A 17727-nucleotide genomic window follows, 5' to 3' on the forward strand; every position below is an offset into this window, starting at 1 on the left:
GCCGTACCCTGTCGACGCGTCCCGGCCGGTGTGGAGGTCTTTCGCGTGTTCCAGCTCCTGAGGAAGGCGGGTCTGCTGTTCGGCCTCTGGCTCCTGCTCACCGATGCCGAACCGGACGGGCTCCCCTTTGGCGCGGTGGCCGCCGTGGCCGGGGCGCTGGCGGTGCCCGGTGGCGGCGCCTGGCCCATCTCGCCCGCCGGCTGGTTGCGCTTCGTGCCCTGGTTCGTGGGGCGCTCCGTGGCCGGCGGGGTCGATGTCCTCCGCCGTGCCGTGAGCCCCGGCCGGCCTCTGGACCCTGACTGGGTCACCTTCGAGACCACCCTGAATACCCCGCCGGCGCGCCATCTGCTGGCGGCGACGGTGAGCCTGCTGCCCGGCACCCTGGTAGCCAGGCTGGACGGTCAGCGGCTGACCATCCATGTCCTCGATCGCAAGCTCCCCATCCGGAGGGACCTGCATGCCCTGGAGGCGCGTATCGCCGGGCTCTACGCCGGGGAGGGGCAATGATGGAGACCCTCTTCATGGCCATTGCGATTGCCATCCTGCTCAGCCTGATTCTGGGTCTGGTGCGGGTGGTGGGTGGTGACGAGCCGGTGGACCGGATGATGGCCGCCCAGCTCCTGGGCACGGCCGGCGTTGGCATTCTGGTGGCCCTGGCCGCGGCCACCGGCGAGGCGGTGCTGGTGGATGTGGCCCTGGTCTTCGCCGCCCTGGCGGCGGTGGCGGTGGTCGCCTTCGTCCACCGGATCGGGCGGGCCGGGGAGGGGCCCCGGGATGACTGAGGTCGTGGACGGTCTGGCCGCCCTGCTCGCCGTCGCCGGGGCGGTCTTCTTCCTCGGCGGCAGTCTGGGGCTGCTGCGCTTCCCCGATGTCTACACCCGCCTGCACGCCCTGACCAAGGCGGACAATGTCGGCCTGGGTTTGCTGGCCCTGGGGGTTGCGCTCCATCTGGGCGATCCCTGGCTCGCCGGCCGTCTGGCCCTGGTCTGGGTGCTGGTCATGGCCGCCGGGACGGTGAGCTGCCACCTCCTGGCGCGCGAGGCGCATCGGGAGGGGAGGGCGCCGTGGCGGCGCTGACGGCGGCCCTGGACGGCCTGCTTGCCCTGGCTCTGGCAGGCGTGGCGGTGGCCGCCCTGGGCGGAAAGCGGCGCTTCCGGTCAGTGATCCTCTTCGTGGTCTTCGGCCTCTTTCTGGCGCTGGCCTGGGCGCGGCTGGGGGCGGTGGATCTGGCCCTGGCGGAGGCGGCCATCGGCGCCGGGGTTACCGGGGCTCTGCTCATGGCGGCTCTGGATCGACTGCGCCGGACGGAGGTCGGGGCCGAGCCGCCGCCGCGCCCGCGGCTGTGGCCGGCGGTGGTCGTGAGCCTGCCGGTGGCCGCGGCCGGGACCTGGACGCTTCTCTCCATGGAGCCGGCCGTGCGGCCACCCGTGGCCGCTCACCTGGAAGCCAGCGGTGTCGACCATCCGGTGACCGCGGTACTCCTCGCCTTCCGCGCCTGGGATACCCTGCTGGAGGTGGCGGTGCTGGTGGCCGCCGGCCTGGCAGTGCGGGCAGCCGGGCCGGTGCCACGGCCCCCCACCACCGAGGCCGGTCCCCTGCAGCGCGGACTGCTGCGGCTGGTGGTCCCGGTGATGGTGGTCCTGGCGGTCTACCTCCTCTGGCGCGGCAGCCACGCCCCCGGCGGCGCCTTCCAGGCGGGGGCGCTACTGGCCGCTGCCGGGGTGCTCATTCAGCTTACCCATTTCCCCGGGCCGCTGGACCGCACCCGGGCCTGGCAACGTCCGGCCGGGATGGTGGGGCTGGCGGTCTTTACCGCGGCTGCCCTGGGCACCCTGGCCCTGACCGCGCCGCTGGCCTGGCCCGCCGCTTGGGCCAAGGTCTGGATCCTGACCATCGAGGCCGCGGCGGCGCTCTCCATCGGGGTGCTCCTGACCCGGCTCTTTACCGGTGGCGCGCCGGTGGCCGCATCCGGGGAGGAGCGGTCATGATGGCGGCGATCTTCGTCTTCCTGGGGATCTTCCTGGCGGTGCTGGGCGGGGTCGCCGCCTTCCTCCACCGCGATGGTATCCACCGGATCATCGCCCTGAACATTGCCGGCAGCGGCGTCTTCCTCCTGCTCGTGGCCGTCCCGGATGGCGAGAGCGGTGTCGACCCGGTGGCCCAGGCCCTGGTCCTCACCGGGATCGTGGTGGCGGTGGCCATTACCGGCGTTGCGCTGGTCCTCCTGGCCCGACTGGCGGAACTCGGAGGGCGGCCGTGAGCCCGCTACTGCCCGGCCTGCTGGCGGTGCTGCTGCCCCTGGCCGGGGCGGTGGTCGCCTGGCTCGCGCCCGCGGCGAGCCGAATCGTCGCCATGGTTACGGCGGCCGCGGTGCTGGCGGTGGTTCTGATGGCCGTCAACGGGGTGGCCATCGGGGGCCCGGCCGCCATGACCCTGGGCGGCTGGCCGGGGACGCTGGGGATCGGTATCGCGGTGGACGGCGTGGCGGTGCTCTTCCTGCTGGCCAGCGCCGCGGTGGGGCTGGCGGCCACGGCCCACGGCTACGGCTACTTCCCCGCGCACCACCCCTTCTGGGCGCTTTGGCTGCTGCTCTGGGCGGCGATCAACGCCGTCTTCATTACTGCCGATATCTTCAATGCCTACGTCGCCCTGGAACTGGTGGGGCTTACTGCTGCCATACTGGTGACCCTGAGCGGGGAGCGGGATGCGCTGGCCGCCGGGCTGCGCTATCTGCTCGTCTCCCTGGTGGGGGCGACCCTCTATCTGGCCGGTGTGGCGTTGGTCTACACCGCCACCGGGACCCTCTCCCTCGCCGCCCTGGCATCGGGGCCAGTGCCCGCGGTGGCCGGCGTCCTGGCGCTGGCGGGGCTGGCGCTCAAGGCAGCCCTCTTTCCCCTGCACGGCTGGCTGCCGCCGGCCCACGCCCGCGCCCCGGGGCCGGTGAGCGCCATCCTCTCGGCGCTGGTGGTCAAGGCGGCCCTCTATCTCGCCTGGCGCTGGCTGGAGGTGGCGCCGGCGGCATCCGGGGCGTTCGCCCTGCTGGGGGTGGGTGCCGTGGTCTGGGGCTCCGTGCAGGCGCTACGGGTGGGCCGGCTCAAAGCCATCATCGCCTGGTCGACGGTGGCCCAGATGGGGTATCTCGCGGTCGGTGTATCCCTGGCGGTGGAAGGGGCGGCGGGGGCCGCGATGGGCGTGGCCTGGCTGGCCCTGACCCATGCCCTGGCCAAGGGGGCCGCCTTCCTGGGGGCGGCCAGCGTGGTCCGCGCCGCCGGTCACGACCGCTGGCCCTCGGCCGCCGCCCACCTGCGCGGACGGCCGGTGCTCGTGCTCGCCTTCGGCCTGGCGGCGGCGAGCCTGGCGGGGCTGCCACCGTCCGGCGGTTTCGTCGCCAAGTGGTATCTGCTGCAGGCGGCGGCGGGGGCGGGGCAATGGCTGCTGATGGCGCTCATCGCCGGCGGTGGCCTGCTGGCGGCCGCCTACCTCTACCGGATCCTCCACCCGGCCCTGGATCCACGCCCGGGGGCTGAGCCGACCCGTCCCGTTCCGCCGGTGCTGGAGTGGTCGGCCCTGGGGCTGGCGCTGCTGGTGACCACCTTCGGTGTGGTGGTGCCCTGGGCCCATGCCCTCGTCATCGGGGGGGCGGCATGAGCGTGTCGTTGCTACCGCTGGTAGCGGTGCTCATTCCGCTGCTGGCGGGCCTGATCATCTTTCACGTTCCCGAGGAGCGCCACGGCCTGCGGACCGCCATCAATCTGGGGGCGGCCCTGGCCAAGATCGCCCTGGTAGTGGTCATGCTTCGCGGGGTGGCCGGTGGGGCGACCTACGAAGCCGCTCTGGCCTGGCTGCCGGGCCGCGACCTGGTCCTGCGAGTGGACGCCCTGGCGCTGCTCTTCCTGACGCTGTCATCACTGCTGTGGCTGCTGACCACCGTCTACGCCATCGCCTACCTGGAGGGTGGGCACCACCGCAGCCGCTTCTTCGGCTTCTTCAGCCTCTGCGTGGCGGCGACTGCCGGGATCGCCCTGGCGGGGAACCTGCTCACCTTCCTCTTCTTCTACGAGCTGCTGACCCTGGCCACCTGGCCGCTGGTCATCCACCGGGGCACCGCCGAGGCGCGCCGGGCCGGGGCGGTCTATCTGCGTTATACCCTGTCCGGCGGCGTGGTTCTGCTGGTGGGGATCGTCCTGCTGGAGTCGGTGACCGGGCCGGTGGACTTTGCTGTCGGGGCCGGGCTGCCGGCGGAGGCGGGGCCGGTGGTGGTGGCCGCCTTCGCCCTGATGCTGGCGGGGCTGGGGGTGAAGGCGGCGCTGGTGCCGCTGCACGGCTGGCTGCCGCGGGCCATGGTTGCCCCGGCGCCGGTGAGTGCACTGCTCCACGCCGTGGCGGTGGTCAAGGCCGGGGCCTTCGGGATCATCCGTCTGGTCCACGATGTGTTCCACCCCGGCTACCTGGCGGCCTTCGGGGGGCTGCAGGTGCTCATGGTGTTCGCCGTGGCCACCATCCTGTGGGGCTCCTGGCGGGCGCTGGCCCAGGACGATCTCAAGCGCCGGCTGGCCTACTCCACGGTGAGCCAGGTGGCCTATATCACCCTGGGGCTGGCGATGGCGGGGCCGGTGGCGCTGGTAGGCGGGCTGGTCCACCTGGTCCACCAGGGGCTGATGAAGATCACCCTCTTCTTCGCCGCCGGCAACCTGGCCGAGACCCTGGAGATCCACCGGATCTCCCGGATGGACGGGGTGGGGCGGCGCATGCCGTTGACCATGGGTGCCTTCACCATCGGGGCCCTGGGAATGATCGGGATCCCCCCGGTGGCCGGCTTCGTGAGCAAGTGGTATCTGGGCGCCGGGGCGCTGGCGGTGGATCGACCGGAGGTCATCGGGGTCCTGGTACTCAGCAGCCTGCTGAATGCCGCCTATTTCCTGCCTATCCTCCAGCGCGCCTGGTTCCGTCCGGCGCGGGCGGGGCAGTGGCACGACCACGGGCGGGCGGGGCGACTGGAGACCCACTGGATGCTGTTGCTGCCGCCGGTGATGACCGCCGGCGCCGCCGTGGGCGCGGGCCTGCTCGCCGGCAGCGAAATGAGCCCATTGGCCTGGGCCGAGCGGGTCGCCGGGATCCTCGGGGGGCAGGATGGCTGAAGAGCTCCTCTTCGTCCTGATTCCGGCCCTGCCTCTGGCCTGGGGGCTCCTGGCCCTGTGGCCGCCGGTCCGCCGCCTGGTGGCCGCTGGCGGGGCGCTGCCCGCCTTCCCCGCCCTGGTGGCCGCCGCGGTCCTGCCGGCCGGTGCGGGGGCGGAGAGTCCCTGGCTGCTGCTGGGCACCGAATGGGGGCTGGAGCCGGGCATGCGTGCCCTCCTCGCCGTCTCGGCGCTGGTCTGGGCGGCAGCGGGGCTTTACGCCCGGGGGTATCTGGTGGGGCAGCCCGGGCGCTGGCGCTTCGATGCCTTCTTCCACCTCGCCATGGCGGGGAACCTCGGCCTCATCGTCGCCACCGATCCGGCCGCCTTCTATACCCTCTTCGCCCTCATGAGCCTGGCCAGTTACGGCCTGGTGGTCCATACCCGGACCGGGGCGGCGCGCCGGGCCGGTCGGATCTATCTGGTCATGGCCATGGTGGGGGAGGTGGCGCTACTGGCGGGGCTGGTGGGCGTGGCGACCAACCATCAAGGGCTCTGGCCGGCGCTGGCCCTGGGGCTGGCCATCAAGGCGGGAGTGATACCGCTGCACGTCTGGCTGCCCCTGGCCCATCCGGTGGCGCCGGTGCCGGCGAGCGCGGTCCTCAGTGCCGCCATGATCAAGGCGGGGCTGGTGGGGTGGCTGCGGTTCCCGCCGCCGGCCGATGAGACGGTCTTATGGGGAATGGTCCTCCTCACCCTGGGCATCGTCGGCGCCCTGGTGGCGGCCGCGGTCGGTCTGACCCAGCGCCGGCCCAAGGAGGTCCTGGCCTACTCCTCGGTGAGCCAGATGGGGGTGATGGTCGCCGCCCTGGGGACGGCGTGGGCCCATCCGGCGCTGGCCGGGCCGCTGCAGGCGGCGGTGATCGCCTATGCCGTCCACCATGCCCTGACCAAGGGCACGCTCTTCCTCGCTGTGGGCTGGCTGGACCGCGGTGGTGGCGGCGCGGCCCGGATCGCCCTGGCGGTCGCTGCCCTGGCCATGGCCGGGCTCCCGGCCACCGGCGGGGCGGCGGCCAAGGCGCTGCTCAAGGAGCCGCTGAAGGCCCTTCCGGAGGCGGCGGGGCTGGGGGCGACCCTGCTGGCCCTCAGCGCCCTGGCCACTGCGACGCTGATGGTCCGCCTCTGGGTGGTGACACGCCCCATGGCCGGCTCGGAGGTCGGTCCGGCACCGCGCCCGATGGCCGTGGCCACGACGGCGGTGGCCGCCGCGATGCTCGCCGTGCCCCTCTTGTGGGGGCCGTTGGCCGCGGGGCTGGCAGCCTCGGTGAACAAGGGCCTCTTCCAGACGCTCGCCCCCCTGTTGCTGGCGGGGGTCCTCGGGGCCTGGCTGCTCCGTTGGCGCGGCGATGCCCCCTGGGGCCCGGCGATTCCGGCGGGGGACCTGCTGGCGCTGGGGTCGCGCTGGCGGAGACGGGCCGGCCCCCGCCGGCACCGAGTCGGGCGAGGTGTAGAACCTCGACCCTGGTTGCCGCACGGGCTCGGGGCGGTCTCCAGCGGGCTTCGACGCGCCGAGGGGGGGCTGGCCGCGTGGGGTGGTCTGGGGCTCGCCCTGGGCGTCGTGCTCGGCCTGCTAGCGGTTACCCTTCTGGGTGGCTGAGGACGCCCGGAAACGGGGTCAGGGCAGGACGTGGAGGAAGGGTTCGATCTCCACCCGGTCATAGACGCCGGCGGCTACGTAGGGGTCGGCGTCCGCCCAGGCGCGGGCCGCCTCCAGGGAGTCGAACTCCGCCACCACCAGGCTGCCGGTGAAACCGGCCGGACCCGGGTCGGGGCTGTCGATGGCTGGCAGGGGACCGGCCAGGACCAGGCGGCCCTCCTCCTTGAGCGCCTCCAGGCGGGCTAGGTGGTCGGTCCGGGCCGCCTTGCGCCCCTCCAGGCTGTCCTCGTTGTCGATGCCGCGGATGGCGTAGAGCATGGTCTCTCCCTCAGCGGTCGGTGGCATCGCCGGCAGTGGCGTGGGCCTGGAGGTCCTGCATCCGGACCACCTCCAGGGCGATGTCCTCAGTGGCCTCCAGGACCACCGGCGGTGCCACACCGGCCTCCAGCGCCTCCTGCCAGCGCGCCGCGCAGAGGCACCAGCGATCCCCCGCCGCCAGGCCGGGGAAGGCGAGCTGCGGCACCGGTGCCCGCAGCTCGTTGCCGCGGGAGGCGCTGAAGCGCAGGAATTCGTCGGTCATCTCTGCGCAGACGGAGTGGTTGCCGGGATCGCCATCCCGGGTCTCGCAGCGGCCGGTGCGGTAGAAGCCGGCCGACAGCGCCGGGTTGCACGGCTCCAGCGGCGTTCCCAGGACGTTGCGGAAGGGGTTCTCGGACATGGGGGCTCCCCTTTTCGAATGGGTCGGGGTTCAGGCGCTGTCCGGGCGGACTTCGCCAGTCATGTCGCGGATGATACCGCCGAAGGCGTGGGTGGTATACCGCCACAGTCTTGTCTCCGTCAGGGGATAGTCCGACGGCAGGCCGGCCTTGCGCCGCAGCTCGGTCAGGAAGGTCCGCGGCTCCGGTAGGCTCTCCCATACCGCCGGCAGGAAGGTGCCCCGATGGCGGGCCCCTGCCTCCAGGATGAGGCCGTCCACCCCGGGCTGCAGTCGGTTCAGGAGGTCGGCCTCGTCGGTGAAGGGGAAGGGTTCCGGCGCCGTGAGAACCGAGACCTCCACGTGCAGCCCCGGCAGCTCGGGCGACTGCAGCGGCGGGAAGCGCGGATCGCGGAAGGCGGCCGCCCGGGCGTTGGCGATGACATCCTCGCCCAGGGGGTGATGGGCCTCCAGGGAGCCGATGCAGCCCCGGAGCTGCCCCTCGCGCTGCAGGGTGACGAAGGCCGCCCCGGGTGCGGTCAGGGCTGGCGGTTCCGAGGGCGCGGTCGGGAGCGCTTCACCGGCAGTGGCGGCGGCCAGCGTCCGGCCGGCCAGCTCCACCAGGGCCTGGCCGGTGGCGGCGTCGATGGTCTCTTCAGCCATGGGCAGGCTCCGGTTCGTGGAAGGCGAAGGCGCCGTAGCCGACGACCTGGTCGCGCGGTCCAGCGGTGTCGCCGGAGTTGCGCCGGTCCAGGACCTCGCCGGTGAGGCCGTGGTTCCGGGCACTGGTGAGCAGGCCGCGCACCGGGTGGAAGCCGCAGGCCCCCTCGTGGTCCACCCGCTCCGGGTGGAGGGTGGCGATGGCCTGCGCCGTGGCCTCGTCGATGCGGTTGGCGGTGGCGTAGTCGTGGAAGTGGGAGAGGTCGGAGCTGATGACGATGAGCGTCTCCGGCCCGCCCCACAGCCGCTCCAGGACGGCGGCTACCGTGTCGGGGTCGGCATCACCCACCACCAGCGGCACGATCCGGAAGTCCCCCAGAACCTCCTGCAGGAAGGGGAGCTGGACCTCCAGGCTGTGCTCGGCGGCGTGGGCGGCGTCCAGCATGCCGACATCGGGCAGCTCGGCGATCTCGGCCAGGGCGTCGGTATCCACCGGGATGTCGCCCAGCGGGGTGCGCAATTGTTCGGCATCCGGCGCCGCCAGGCCGCGGAAGGGGACGCGGTGGGACGGCCCCAGCAGGACCACCCGACGGACGGTCTCCTTGAGGGGCGCCACCGTGCGATAGGCGGTGGCGGCTACCGGCCCGGAGTAGGGGAGCCCGGCATGGGGGGCGATGATCGCCTTGGGGGGCTCGCCGGTGGGCGCTGAAGCCTCGGCCAGGTAGTCCCGGACCATCGAGCGCAGCGCGTCGGCATCGTCGGGGTAGAACATGCCGGCGACGGCCGGTTGCCGGATCCGGGGTTCCGTACCCTTGTCCATCATGGGTTGATCCTCCATATGTTCGGTAGCGGCGATCGAAGCGTCGATCGCGATACCGGAAATATGGGATCGCCGACCGGCCCGGCCAAGGGGATCCCCGGAACCCGAGGAGAAAATCATGACCGACGTGGGACTGGAAGGCGAGGAGACGGTACCGACCAAGTACTGGCATACCCTGGACGACGGCCGGGTGCAGTGCGATCTCTGCCCCCGTTTCTGCAAGCTGCACGAGGGCCAGCGCGGGCTGTGCTTCGTGCGCGCCAATCAGGGCGGCGAGGTGGTGCTGACCACCTACGGCCGCTCCAGCGGCTTCTGCATCGATCCCATCGAGAAGAAGCCGCTCAACCACTTCCTGCCGGGGACCTCGGTGCTCTCCTTCGGCACCGCTGGCTGCAACCTGGCCTGCAAGTACTGCCAGAACTGGGACATCAGCAAGTCCCGGGAGATCGACACCCTGGCCGATCGCGCCGATCCGGAGACGGTGGCGCGCACGGCCGAGGCCTACGGCTGCCGCAGTATCGCCTACACGTACAACGACCCCATCATCTTCCACGAGTACGCCATCGACATCGCCGCCGCCTGCGCCGAGCGGGGGATCAAGTCGGTGGCCGTGACCTCGGGCTATGTCTCGCCCGAGCCGCGGGCGGAGTTCTACCGCTACATGGATGCGGCCAACGTGGACCTGAAGTCCTTCTCCGAGGACTTCTACCGCAAGCTAACCGGCGGCCATCTGGAGCCGGTGCTCGACACCCTGCGCTATCTCTACCACGAGACCGATGTCTGGCTGGAGCTGACCACCCTGGTCATCCCGGGCCACAACGACAGTGACGAGGAGATCGTGGCGATGTCGAACTGGATCCGGGATGAGCTGGGACCGGAGGTGCCCCTGCATCTCACGGCCTTCCACCCCGACTGGAAGATGAGCGATGTCCCGCCAACGCCGCCGGAGACCCTGCGCCATGCCCGGCAGCTTGCACGGGATGCAGGCCTGCAGTACGTCTACATCGGCAATGTGATCGATGACGAGGGGGGCACCACCTGGTGTCCCGGCTGCGGGGCGGCGCTTATCGGCCGCCACGGCTACACCATCACCGCCTGGAACCTGGACGAGCACGGCCACTGCGCCCAGTGCGGCACTTCCATCCCCGGCGTCTTCGAGGCCGAGCCGGGCCACTGGGGCTCCCGCCGCCAGCCGGTGCGGCTGCAGCGGATGGCCGTCTAGCGGGGGTCAGTCGCCCTGGGCGCTGAAGGCCTGGCCGGTCTGGCCGCGGCTGTCGGGGCCCAGGAGGTAGAGGTGGGCCGGGGTGATGTCCGCCGGCTGCAGGAGTTCGGTGGGGTCCTCGCCGGGATAGGCGCGCTGGCGCAGGCCGGTGTTCACCGGGCCCGGGTCCAGGCTGTTGCAGCGGATCCCCTCGCCCTCCAGCTCCTCGGCGAAGATCTCCATGAGCCGTTCGGTACCGGCCAGGCTGACGGCGAATGGTCCCCAGTAGGCCTTGCCCTTGCGGGCGACATCGGCGGTGGTGAAGACCACGGAGGGGTCCTCGCTGGCCTGGAGCAGGGGCAGGCAGGCGCGGGTGAGCAGGTAGGGGGCGTTGAGGTTCACCTGCATCACCTTGGGCCACATCTCCATGCTGTAGAGGTGCAGCGGCGTCAGCGAGCCGAGGTTGGCGGCGTTGTGGAGCAGGCCATCCAGCCGGCCGAAGGCCTCGTCCACCTTGGTGGCGAGTTCGTCGTAGTCCTTGGCGGCGGCCCCCTCCAGGTTCATGGGGAAGATGGCGGGTTGCGGCCCGCCGGCCTGCTCGATCCGGTCGTAGACCTCTTCCAGCTTGCGGATGGTGCGGCCCAGCAGGACCACGGTGGCGCCGTGGGCAGCCAGGGTCTCTGCGGCGGCGGCGCCGATGCCGTCACCGGCGCCGGTGACCAGGATTACGCGGTCCCGGAGCAGGTCGGGAGCGGCCTGATAGTCGAGCATGGAAGGGTTCCTCCTGAAATGGGGTTAGGCCGGAGCGGCCAGCAGGTTCCGGGCGCATTCTACGCCACTGCGAACCGCCCCTTCGAGGGTAGCCGGCAGACCGGTACTGGTGTAATCGCCGGCCAGCCACAGACCGGGGGGGCCGGCATCCACGGCGGGGCGGTGATCGTCCACACCCGGAGCCGGATGGAAGGTGGCGCGACGCTCACGGATCACCCGGCTCTCCAGCGCCGGCGGCCAGTCCGGGCGCAGGGCGGCCAGGGTAGTGGCGGCCTCCCGCGCGCAGGCGGCCCGGTTTCGCCCGGAATCGTCGGCGCTGGTCACCACGGCCATCCAGCCCGGCTCACCGGCGGTGCGGCGATCCACGATCCAGGGGCTCGGTGTCTCGGCACTGGCCCACAGCGGTGGGTCCAGGTGGACGTGGCGCGGGTAGCGCAGATAGACGGTGGTGATGGCGCCGTGGCCGAGGCCGCGTAGCCGGTCGGCCAGCTCGTGGCCCCCGGGCACGGGCTCCAGCAGCCTGGCGGCGTGCCAGGGCGCGGTGGCCAGGAGGACGGGCCCGGTCCGCCGTTCCCCCCGGGTCGCGATGCCGGTGACGGCCCCCTCGCTTGTCGTCAGGGCGCGGACGCGCTCGCCGGTGTGGACCTCGCCACCCCGGTCGCGGATGAAGGCGGCCGCCGGCTCCGGGAGGAGGGCGCCCAGGCCGGTCCGCGGGAACCAGAGCTCGGCGTTCCGGCGGCCTCCGCCGAAGGCGTCGGCGAGGACCCGCAGGAAGAGCCGGGCCGAGGCGTGCTCGGGGCGGGCATTGAGGGTGGCCAGGCACAGCGGCGTCCAGAGCCGGCGCAGGGCGGTGGCCCCCTGCCGGTGGCGGGCGAGGAGTTCGGCCACGGTCCGGTCCCGGCGCAGGCGGAAGCCGCGCATCGCCATGGCCGCAGCGAAGGCCAGCGCCCGACGGCGCCCCCCCGGTCCCAGGCCGCGGGCTCCGGCCAGGGCGCCCACGGCGTGGAGCGGGCCCGGCAGGCGGCTCCCGGTCAGCGCCAGGGCCTCGTCGCCGTCGGCGACATGGAGGGCCAGGGGCTCGCGGTGGAAGGCGGTGTCGATGTCCACGCCGATCCGTCCGAGGAGCCGTTCCACCCCGGTGTAGGCCCCGATGAGCAGGTGCTGGCCGTTGTCGCGCCCCTCGGCCAGGCTCCGCGCACGGCCGCCGGGGCGGGGGGCCGCCTCCAGAACAACGGGGGCGCGGCCGGCGGCGGCCAGCTCCACGCCGGCGGCGAGCCCGGCCCAGCCGGCCCCGACGATAAGCGGTGCGGTCATTGCCCCGCCTTGCGCGCCCGCTTCGCCTCCCGCCGGGCCGTGCGCCAGGCCACCCAGAGCTTGCGCCAGGCCGGGAGGCGGTAGCGCCGGGTCATGGCGTGGTAGCCATCGGCGTCCATGCGGTCGAGGAGCCGTTGGTAGATGGCCGCCATGATGACCCCGCTGCGCTGGGCGTAGCGGTCCTCCTCGGGCAGCCCCTCCAGGGCGCGGCGGTAGTAGTCCCGGGCGCGGTCGGCCTCGAAGGCGAAGAGTGAACGCATATCCTCGGTCTCCCGCCCCATGAGCAGGTCCTGGCGGCTGACGCCATGGGCCTCGCGATCCTCGGCGGGGAGGTAGATCCGTCCGCGCTGGGCATCTTCGTGCACGTCCCGGAGGATGTTGGTGAGCTGGAAGGCCATGCCCAGGTCGTTGGCGTACTGCCGGGTCTGGCGGCTCTGATAGCCGAAGATCTCGGCGGCCATGAGGCCCACCACCGACGCCACGCGATAGCAGTAGAGGGAGAGGGTCCGGAAATCCGGGTAGTCGTGGATGTCCAGATCCATCTCCATGCCATCGATGACCTCATGGAAATGCTCGCGGGGGAGGTCGAAGCGCTCCAGCCACGGCGCCAGGGCCTGGGCCACCGGGTGCTGCGGCTGGCCGTCGAAGAGCCGCTCCACCTCCTGGCGCCACCACTCCAGCTTCATCCGGGCAACGCTGGGCTCACTGCACTCGTCCACGACGTCGTCCACCTCGCGGCAGAAGGCGTACAGCGCGGTGATGGCCCGGCGCCGGTCGGGATCGAGGAAGAGGAAGCTGTAGTAGAAGGAGGAGCCGCTGGCGGCCGTCTTCTCCTGGCAGTACTCGTCGGGGGTCATGGATCCCTCAACTGGGGGTGGGAGCATGGGATTGTGCCGTGTAAACACTTATCATACCAATGAACGAAAAAGCGGATTGTCACTTCGCGGTAACCGGATTGTCATAGAGTGCGGAGGCCTTGCGAGGGTCGGAAGGGGGTTCATGAATCCACCCAATATTCTTGCCGGTGTCGACCCGGCCCGCCTGGTAGCGCTGTCCAGGGCGGTGGCCGAGGCGCTACTGGTGGTGGCCATCGCAGCGGCCGCGGCGGATATTGCCTGGCGCCTGATGCCCGCTGCCGGTCAAGGGCCGGCCCCGGCTGCCGCACCGCAGGCCGCCAGCGTGAGCGACGAACGCGGGCCCGATGTCGCCCGCCACGCCCTCTTCGGGGAACCGGACGAGACGGCCGACGGCGAGGCCGGGATCACCGAGGCACCGGAGACCACCCTGCAGCTGGTCCTGCGCGGCGTTATCGCCACCGGCGATCCGGCGACCTCCCGGGCCATCATCGCCGGCCGGGAGGGGGAAGAGGGGTACAGCCCCGGTGACAACCTCCCGGGCGGCGCGGTACTCGAGCGGGTCTTCGAGAACCGCGTGTTGCTGCGGCGTGACGGGCGTTTCGAGGAACTCCGCATGCCGCGCACCGACCTGGCCCGGCCGGCGCAGCGGGAGGATGATCTGGTCTCCACCGGCGATATTGAACCCGACCTCTCGGAGTCCGAGGTGCGGGACTTCCGGGACCGGTTGCGCAACGACCCCGGCAGCCTGGCGGGGATCTTCCGCGCCAGCCCCGTCCGGGAGAACGGCGAGGTCCGCGGTTATCGCGTGCGTCCCGGCAGCGAGGGGGAGCTCTTCCGCCGTTTCGGCTTCGAGGCGGGGGACATCATCACCGAGGTCAACGGTACTCCTCTGGACAGCCCGCGGCGCGGGATGGAACTGATGAACCAACTGGGCGAGGCCGATACGCTGTCCGTAGTAGTGGAGCGGGATGGTCAGCGCCGGCGGATCGAGATGAGACTGCAATGAGGAGCACGGGATGAGTCAGTCGAGGGGAAGGATTCGCCGGAGCCTGCTGGGGCTGGCCCTGTGGACGCTCCTCCCCGGCGGGGCCGCGGCGGAGCCGGTGACCCTGAATTTCCAGGAAGCCGATCTGCGGGCGGTGGTGGAAACCGTCTCCGAGGCGACAGGCAGGAACTTCGTCGTGGACCCCCGGGTGAAGGGGCAGGTGACCCTGGTCTCCTCTCAGCCACTGGAGGGGGAAGCGGTCTACGAGGCCTTCCTCTCCGTCCTCGACGTCCACGGCTTCACCGCCGTCCCCGACGGCGACACCACCCAGATCGTCCCCGCCTCCCGGGCCAAGCAGGGGGCCATCCCCACGAACGGCGCGGGGGCCGGGGGCGAATTCGTCACCCGGGTGGTCACCGTGGAACACGTCCCGGCTGCCCAGCTGGTGCCCATCCTGCGCCCCCTGGTGGCCCAGGAGGGTCACATGGCCGCCTACCAGCCCACCAATACCCTTATTCTCTCCGACCGCGCCCGCAATGCGGACCGTCTCGTCGGCATCGTGGACAGCCTGGATCGCCCGGATCAGGGCCGCTCCAAGGTCATCGAACTGGAGCAGGCGGCGGCCGAGGAGGTCGTCCGCATCGTGGAGCAGATGGAGCAGGCCGGCCAGGAGAATGACCAGGGCGCGCGCATCGTGGCGGACTCCCGCACCAACAGCGTCATTCTCCGCGGCGACCCGGCGGATCGCATGCGGATGGAGGCGCTGGTCCACCATCTGGATACGCCGGTCTCCACCGACGAGGGCAACACCCACGTCATCTACCTGCGCTATGCCCGGGCGGAGGAGATCATCAAGGTCCTTCAGGGGCTGCCCGAGGGCGAGACCGGTGATGACAATGAGGGCGAGGCCCGCGTTCGAAGCCCCTTTTCCGGCGTGCGGATGCAGGCCGACGAGGGGACGAACGCCCTGGTCATCACCGCGCCGCCGAACCGCATGCGTGCCATCCGCTCGGTGATCAACCGGCTGGACATCCGCCGCGCCCAGGTCATGGTGGAGGCCATCATCGCCGAGGTCTCCGCCGATACCAGCCGGGAGTTCGGGATCCAGTGGCTGGTGGACGGGACCAACGGCGGCGGCGTCAGCCCTGCCGGGGCGGTGAACTTCTCCACCGGCAACAGCGGCATCGTCCCCCTGGCCTCCAGCATCGCCCAGGGCGGGGGTGCCAACCTCGGTGACGGCATGTCCGCCGCCTTCGGGCAGATCGGGGCAGCGGAAACGGACTTCGCCGGCCTGGTTCGGGCGCTCTCCTCGGACAGCAACGTCAACGTCCTCTCCACGCCCAGCCTCGTCACCCTGGACAACGAGGAGGCGGAGATCGTGGTGGGGCAGAATCAGCCCTTCGTGACGGGCCAGTACACCAGCACCGGTAGCGGTAGCACGCCGAACAACCCCTTCCAGACCATCCAGCGCGAGGATGTCGGTCTGACCCTGAAGGTCTCGCCGCAGATCAACGAGGGCAGTGCCGTGCGCCTGGCCATCGAGCAGGAGGTCTCCAGTGTGCTGGAGAACACCGACACCGGGCCGGTGACCAACAAGCGCGAGATCAAGACCAACGTCATCGTCGACGATGGTCGGATCCTGGTGCTCGGCGGCCTCATCGACGAGGAGGAGCAGGTCAACGAGCAGCGCGTGCCGCTGCTCGGCGACATCCCGGTCCTCGGCTGGCTGTTTCGCTACAACAAGACCAGTACCGTCAAGCGCAACCTCATGATCTTCCTGCGGCCCACCATCCTCCGGGACGGCCAGGATGCCCAGCGGGTCTCCAGCGCCAAGTACTCGGCCCTGCGCCAGCGCCAGCTGGACACGCGGGACAGCCTCCGCCGCCTGGGAGACAGCGATGCCAGCCCGGTGATGGAGGACCTGGATGAGTTCCTGGAGCTGCCCGCGCCCTATCCGGGGAACCGCCCCGGCGATGACGGGAACGGGGCGGACGAGGTGTCGACGGAGGAGGTCCCTCGTTCGACCGGGGAGCCCCGAGCCCGCAATCCCGACATCGATCCGGCGCCGGTCGCGCCGCCGCCGTCCGCTGCCCGGAGCGCCGGGAGGTTGCCGCGGTGAGCATCGCGGAGTTCGAGGCCGCCGCGGAGGCGGCCCCGGCCCCGCTGGTGGACGCCGAGGCGTCCATCCACCAGGTGCCCTTTGCCTGGGCGCGGCGCCACGGCCTTCTGGTACGCGGGGTGGAGGAGGACGGCCGCGTGCGCCTGGCCTGTCGGCGCGGCGCCGATGCCGGGGCGCTGGCCGAGCTGCGCCGCTGGATGGGTCGCCCCCTCGTTCCCGAGATGGTGGAGGCCGAGGCCTTCGAGCAGGAGCTCCAGGCGGCCTACGAGGGCAGCAGTGCCGACGCCATGCAGGAGATGGGGGCGCTGGGGGAGGACCTGGACCTGGCCAGCGTCGCCGAGGAGCTGGCCGAGCCCCAGGACCTGCTGGACAGCGAGGATGATGCCCCCATCATCCGGCTGATCAACGCCCTGTTCACCGAGGCGGTGAAGATCGGCGCCTCGGATATCCACATCGAGCCCTACGAGGCGCGGCTGCGGGTGCGCTTCCGCGTGGATGGCGTCCTGCGCGAGGTCCTCCAGCCCAATCGCGCCCTGGCGCCGCTACTGGTCTCGCGTATCAAGGTCATGGCGCAGATGGATATCGCCGAGAAGCGGGTCCCGCAAGATGGCCGGATCTCCCTGCGTATCGCCGGCCGGGCGGTGGACGTCCGCGTCTCCACGCTCCCCGGCGGCGCCGGGGAGCGGGTGGTCATGCGCCTGCTGGACAAGCAGGCCGGCAAGCTCGACCTGGAGCACCTGGGCATGCCGGAGGATACCCGGGACCGGGTGGATCGCCTCATCCACCACCCCCACGGGATCCTGCTGGTCACCGGCCCCACCGGCTCCGGCAAGACCACCACCCTCTACGCCGCGCTGACCCGGCTCAACGAGTCCAGCCGTAATATCCTCACGGTGGAGGACCCCATCGAGTACTACCTGGACGGCATCGGCCAGACCCAGGTGAACGCCAAGGTGGAGATGACCTTCGCCCGGGGGCTGCGCGCCATCCTCCGGCAGGACCCGGATGTCGTCATGGTCGGCGAGGTCCGGGACCTGGAGACGGCGCAGATCGCCGTGCAGGCGTCGCTCACCGGCCACATGGTGCTCTCCACCCTGCATACCAATACCGCCGTGGGGGCGGTGACCCGGTTGCGGGACATGGGAGTGGAGCGCTTCCTGCTCGCCTCCAGCCTCATCGGGGTGCTGGCCCAGCGCCTGGTGCGCCGCCTCTGCCACGAGTGCCGCCGGCCCTATACCGCCGATGAGGCCGAGTGCCGGGCGCTGGGGCTGGACCCCGCCGACCCGCCCACCCTCTATCACCCCGGCGGCTGCGAGGCGTGCAACGGCCAGGGGTACAACGGCCGCAAGGGGCTCTACGAGCTGGTGACCATCGATGACGCCATGCTCGGCCTCATCCACGAGGGCGCCGGCGAGCAGGCCCTGGAGGCCGAAGCCCGGCGGAACTCCCGCAGTATCCGGCAGGAGGGGATCCACGCCGTCCTGGCCGGGGAGACCAGCATGGAAGAGGTCATTCGCGTGACCCAGGAGGACTAG

General features: G+C 71.6%; 19 protein-coding genes. 12 read left to right on the forward strand and 7 right to left on the reverse strand.

What is annotated here, in order from left to right:
- The first annotated feature begins 45 nt into the window (after positions 1 to 45).
- From BM272_RS00755 to BM272_RS00790, 8 genes are read left to right on the forward strand one after another with little or no spacing between them, the layout of a single operon-like run.
- Positions 46 to 507: a Na+/H+ antiporter subunit E gene (locus tag BM272_RS00755; protein WP_159432973.1), complete on the forward strand. Its 462-nt coding sequence runs from the start codon at positions 46 to 48 to the stop codon at positions 505 to 507.
- Positions 504 to 782 carry an MrpF/PhaF family protein gene (locus tag BM272_RS00760; protein WP_317622781.1) on the forward strand — a complete coding sequence of 93 codons (279 nt, stop codon included), beginning with the start codon at positions 504 to 506 and terminating at the stop codon, positions 780 to 782. The genes BM272_RS00755 and BM272_RS00760 overlap by 4 nt, the downstream gene beginning before the upstream one ends.
- Positions 775 to 1077: a monovalent cation/H(+) antiporter subunit G gene (gene mnhG / locus BM272_RS00765; protein WP_093426853.1), complete on the forward strand. Its 303-nt coding sequence runs from the start codon at positions 775 to 777 to the stop codon at positions 1075 to 1077. Before BM272_RS00760 ends, mnhG begins: the two co-directional genes overlap by 8 nt.
- The gene (locus tag BM272_RS00770; RefSeq protein ID WP_205407715.1) at positions 1065 to 1988 is read left to right on the forward strand and encodes a hydrogenase subunit MbhD domain-containing protein; all 924 of its coding nucleotides are present in this window, start codon (positions 1065 to 1067) and stop codon (positions 1986 to 1988) included. Before mnhG ends, BM272_RS00770 begins: the two co-directional genes overlap by 13 nt.
- On the forward strand, positions 1985 to 2260 hold the full coding sequence (locus tag BM272_RS00775) for an NADH-quinone oxidoreductase subunit K (protein ID WP_093426854.1): 276 nt from the start codon (positions 1985 to 1987) through the stop codon (positions 2258 to 2260). The genes BM272_RS00770 and BM272_RS00775 overlap by 4 nt, the downstream gene beginning before the upstream one ends.
- On the forward strand, positions 2257 to 3648 hold the full coding sequence (locus BM272_RS00780; RefSeq protein WP_093426855.1) for a complex I subunit 5 family protein: 1392 nt from the start codon (positions 2257 to 2259) through the stop codon (positions 3646 to 3648). The genes BM272_RS00775 and BM272_RS00780 overlap by 4 nt, the downstream gene beginning before the upstream one ends.
- Positions 3645 to 5138: a proton-conducting transporter transmembrane domain-containing protein gene (locus tag BM272_RS00785; RefSeq protein WP_093426856.1), complete on the forward strand. Its 1494-nt coding sequence runs from the start codon at positions 3645 to 3647 to the stop codon at positions 5136 to 5138. Before BM272_RS00780 ends, BM272_RS00785 begins: the two co-directional genes overlap by 4 nt.
- A complete protein-coding gene (locus tag BM272_RS00790; protein WP_093426857.1) occupies positions 5131 to 6771 on the forward strand; it encodes a complex I subunit 5 family protein in 1641 nt (546 codons plus the stop codon). Before BM272_RS00785 ends, BM272_RS00790 begins: the two co-directional genes overlap by 8 nt.
- 18 nt (positions 6772 to 6789) lie before the next feature.
- Here the strand turns inward: BM272_RS00790 and BM272_RS00795 are convergent, their stop codons facing one another.
- Genes BM272_RS00795 through amrB form a run of 4 tightly spaced genes read right to left on the reverse strand, consistent with a single transcriptional unit; the run spans position 6790 to position 8945 of the window.
- Complete coding sequence (locus BM272_RS00795) at positions 6790 to 7089, reverse strand: YciI family protein (protein WP_093426858.1); 300 nt, start codon at positions 7087 to 7089, stop codon at positions 6790 to 6792.
- A 10-nt stretch (positions 7090 to 7099) separates the two neighbouring features.
- Positions 7100 to 7489 (reverse strand): DUF2237 family protein, encoded by a 390-nt coding sequence (locus BM272_RS00800; RefSeq protein ID WP_093426859.1) that lies wholly within the window; start codon positions 7487 to 7489, stop codon positions 7100 to 7102.
- A gap of 30 nt (positions 7490 to 7519) precedes the next feature.
- Positions 7520 to 8128: an AmmeMemoRadiSam system protein A gene (gene amrA / locus BM272_RS00805; protein WP_093426860.1), complete on the reverse strand. Its 609-nt coding sequence runs from the start codon at positions 8126 to 8128 to the stop codon at positions 7520 to 7522.
- Positions 8121 to 8945, reverse strand: coding sequence for an AmmeMemoRadiSam system protein B (amrB, locus tag BM272_RS00810; RefSeq protein ID WP_093427417.1), 825 nt, complete (start codon positions 8943 to 8945; stop codon positions 8121 to 8123). The genes amrA and amrB overlap by 8 nt, the downstream gene beginning before the upstream one ends.
- A 118-nt stretch (positions 8946 to 9063) precedes the next feature.
- Here amrB and amrS point away from each other — a divergent pair, with 118 nt between their 5' ends.
- A complete protein-coding gene (gene amrS, locus BM272_RS00815) occupies positions 9064 to 10167 on the forward strand; it encodes an AmmeMemoRadiSam system radical SAM enzyme (RefSeq protein ID WP_093426861.1) in 1104 nt (367 codons plus the stop codon).
- A 6-nt stretch (positions 10168 to 10173) separates the two neighbouring features.
- Here the strand turns inward: amrS and BM272_RS00820 are convergent, their stop codons facing one another.
- From BM272_RS00820 to hpnD, 3 genes are read right to left on the reverse strand one after another with little or no spacing between them, the layout of a single operon-like run.
- Complete coding sequence (locus BM272_RS00820; RefSeq protein ID WP_093426862.1) at positions 10174 to 10917, reverse strand: YciK family oxidoreductase; 744 nt, start codon at positions 10915 to 10917, stop codon at positions 10174 to 10176.
- A 24-nt stretch (positions 10918 to 10941) separates the two neighbouring features.
- The gene (gene hpnE, locus BM272_RS00825; protein ID WP_093426863.1) at positions 10942 to 12231 is read right to left on the reverse strand and encodes a hydroxysqualene dehydroxylase HpnE; all 1290 of its coding nucleotides are present in this window, start codon (positions 12229 to 12231) and stop codon (positions 10942 to 10944) included.
- Positions 12228 to 13088: a presqualene diphosphate synthase HpnD gene (gene hpnD / locus BM272_RS00830; RefSeq protein ID WP_093426864.1), complete on the reverse strand. Its 861-nt coding sequence runs from the start codon at positions 13086 to 13088 to the stop codon at positions 12228 to 12230. The genes hpnE and hpnD overlap by 4 nt, the downstream gene beginning before the upstream one ends.
- Before the next feature lie 142 nt (positions 13089 to 13230).
- On the opposite strand from hpnD, the gene gspC reads away from it, so the two are divergent.
- From gspC to gspE, 3 genes are read left to right on the forward strand one after another with little or no spacing between them, the layout of a single operon-like run.
- Complete coding sequence (gene gspC / locus BM272_RS00835; protein ID WP_159432974.1) at positions 13231 to 14094, forward strand: type II secretion system protein GspC; 864 nt, start codon at positions 13231 to 13233, stop codon at positions 14092 to 14094.
- 10 nt (positions 14095 to 14104) lie between these two features.
- Positions 14105 to 16192 carry a type II secretion system secretin GspD gene (gspD, locus tag BM272_RS00840; RefSeq protein ID WP_093426866.1) on the forward strand — a complete coding sequence of 696 codons (2088 nt, stop codon included), beginning with the start codon at positions 14105 to 14107 and terminating at the stop codon, positions 16190 to 16192.
- A complete protein-coding gene (gene gspE / locus BM272_RS00845) occupies positions 16189 to 17727 on the forward strand; it encodes a type II secretion system ATPase GspE (protein WP_399348299.1) in 1539 nt (512 codons plus the stop codon). Before gspD ends, gspE begins: the two co-directional genes overlap by 4 nt.

It is taken from the genome of Thiohalospira halophila DSM 15071 (assembly GCF_900112605.1).
Classification (GTDB): Bacteria; Pseudomonadota; Gammaproteobacteria; order Thiohalospirales; family Thiohalospiraceae; genus Thiohalospira; species Thiohalospira halophila.

What these genes read in the sequence shown, in the direction of transcription:
- BM272_RS00760 (WP_317622781.1), top strand. Translation starts at nt 504, where the DNA reads ATGATGGAGACCCTCTTCATGGCCATTGCGATTGCCATCCTGCTCAGC.
- mnhG (WP_093426853.1), top strand. Translation starts at nt 775, where the DNA reads ATGACTGAGGTCGTGGACGGTCTGGCCGCCCTGCTCGCCGTCGCCGGG.
- BM272_RS00775 (WP_093426854.1), top strand. Translation starts at nt 1,985, where the DNA reads ATGATGGCGGCGATCTTCGTCTTCCTGGGGATCTTCCTGGCGGTGCTG.
- BM272_RS00785 (WP_093426856.1), top strand. Translation starts at nt 3,645, where the DNA reads ATGAGCGTGTCGTTGCTACCGCTGGTAGCGGTGCTCATTCCGCTGCTG.
- BM272_RS00790 (WP_093426857.1), top strand. Translation starts at nt 5,131, where the DNA reads ATGGCTGAAGAGCTCCTCTTCGTCCTGATTCCGGCCCTGCCTCTGGCC.
- BM272_RS00795 (WP_093426858.1), bottom strand. Translation starts at nt 7,089, where the DNA reads ATGCTCTACGCCATCCGCGGCATCGACAACGAGGACAGCCTGGAGGGG.
- BM272_RS00800 (WP_093426859.1), bottom strand. Translation starts at nt 7,489, where the DNA reads ATGTCCGAGAACCCCTTCCGCAACGTCCTGGGAACGCCGCTGGAGCCG.
- amrA (WP_093426860.1), bottom strand. Translation starts at nt 8,128, where the DNA reads ATGGCTGAAGAGACCATCGACGCCGCCACCGGCCAGGCCCTGGTGGAG.
- amrB (WP_093427417.1), bottom strand. Translation starts at nt 8,945, where the DNA reads ATGGACAAGGGTACGGAACCCCGGATCCGGCAACCGGCCGTCGCCGGC.
- amrS (WP_093426861.1), top strand. Translation starts at nt 9,064, where the DNA reads ATGACCGACGTGGGACTGGAAGGCGAGGAGACGGTACCGACCAAGTAC.
- BM272_RS00820 (WP_093426862.1), bottom strand. Translation starts at nt 10,917, where the DNA reads ATGCTCGACTATCAGGCCGCTCCCGACCTGCTCCGGGACCGCGTAATC.
- hpnE (WP_093426863.1), bottom strand. Translation starts at nt 12,231, where the DNA reads ATGACCGCACCGCTTATCGTCGGGGCCGGCTGGGCCGGGCTCGCCGCC.
- hpnD (WP_093426864.1), bottom strand. Translation starts at nt 13,088, where the DNA reads ATGACCCCCGACGAGTACTGCCAGGAGAAGACGGCCGCCAGCGGCTCC.
- gspC (WP_159432974.1), top strand. Translation starts at nt 13,231, where the DNA reads ATGAATCCACCCAATATTCTTGCCGGTGTCGACCCGGCCCGCCTGGTA.
- gspD (WP_093426866.1), top strand. Translation starts at nt 14,105, where the DNA reads ATGAGTCAGTCGAGGGGAAGGATTCGCCGGAGCCTGCTGGGGCTGGCC.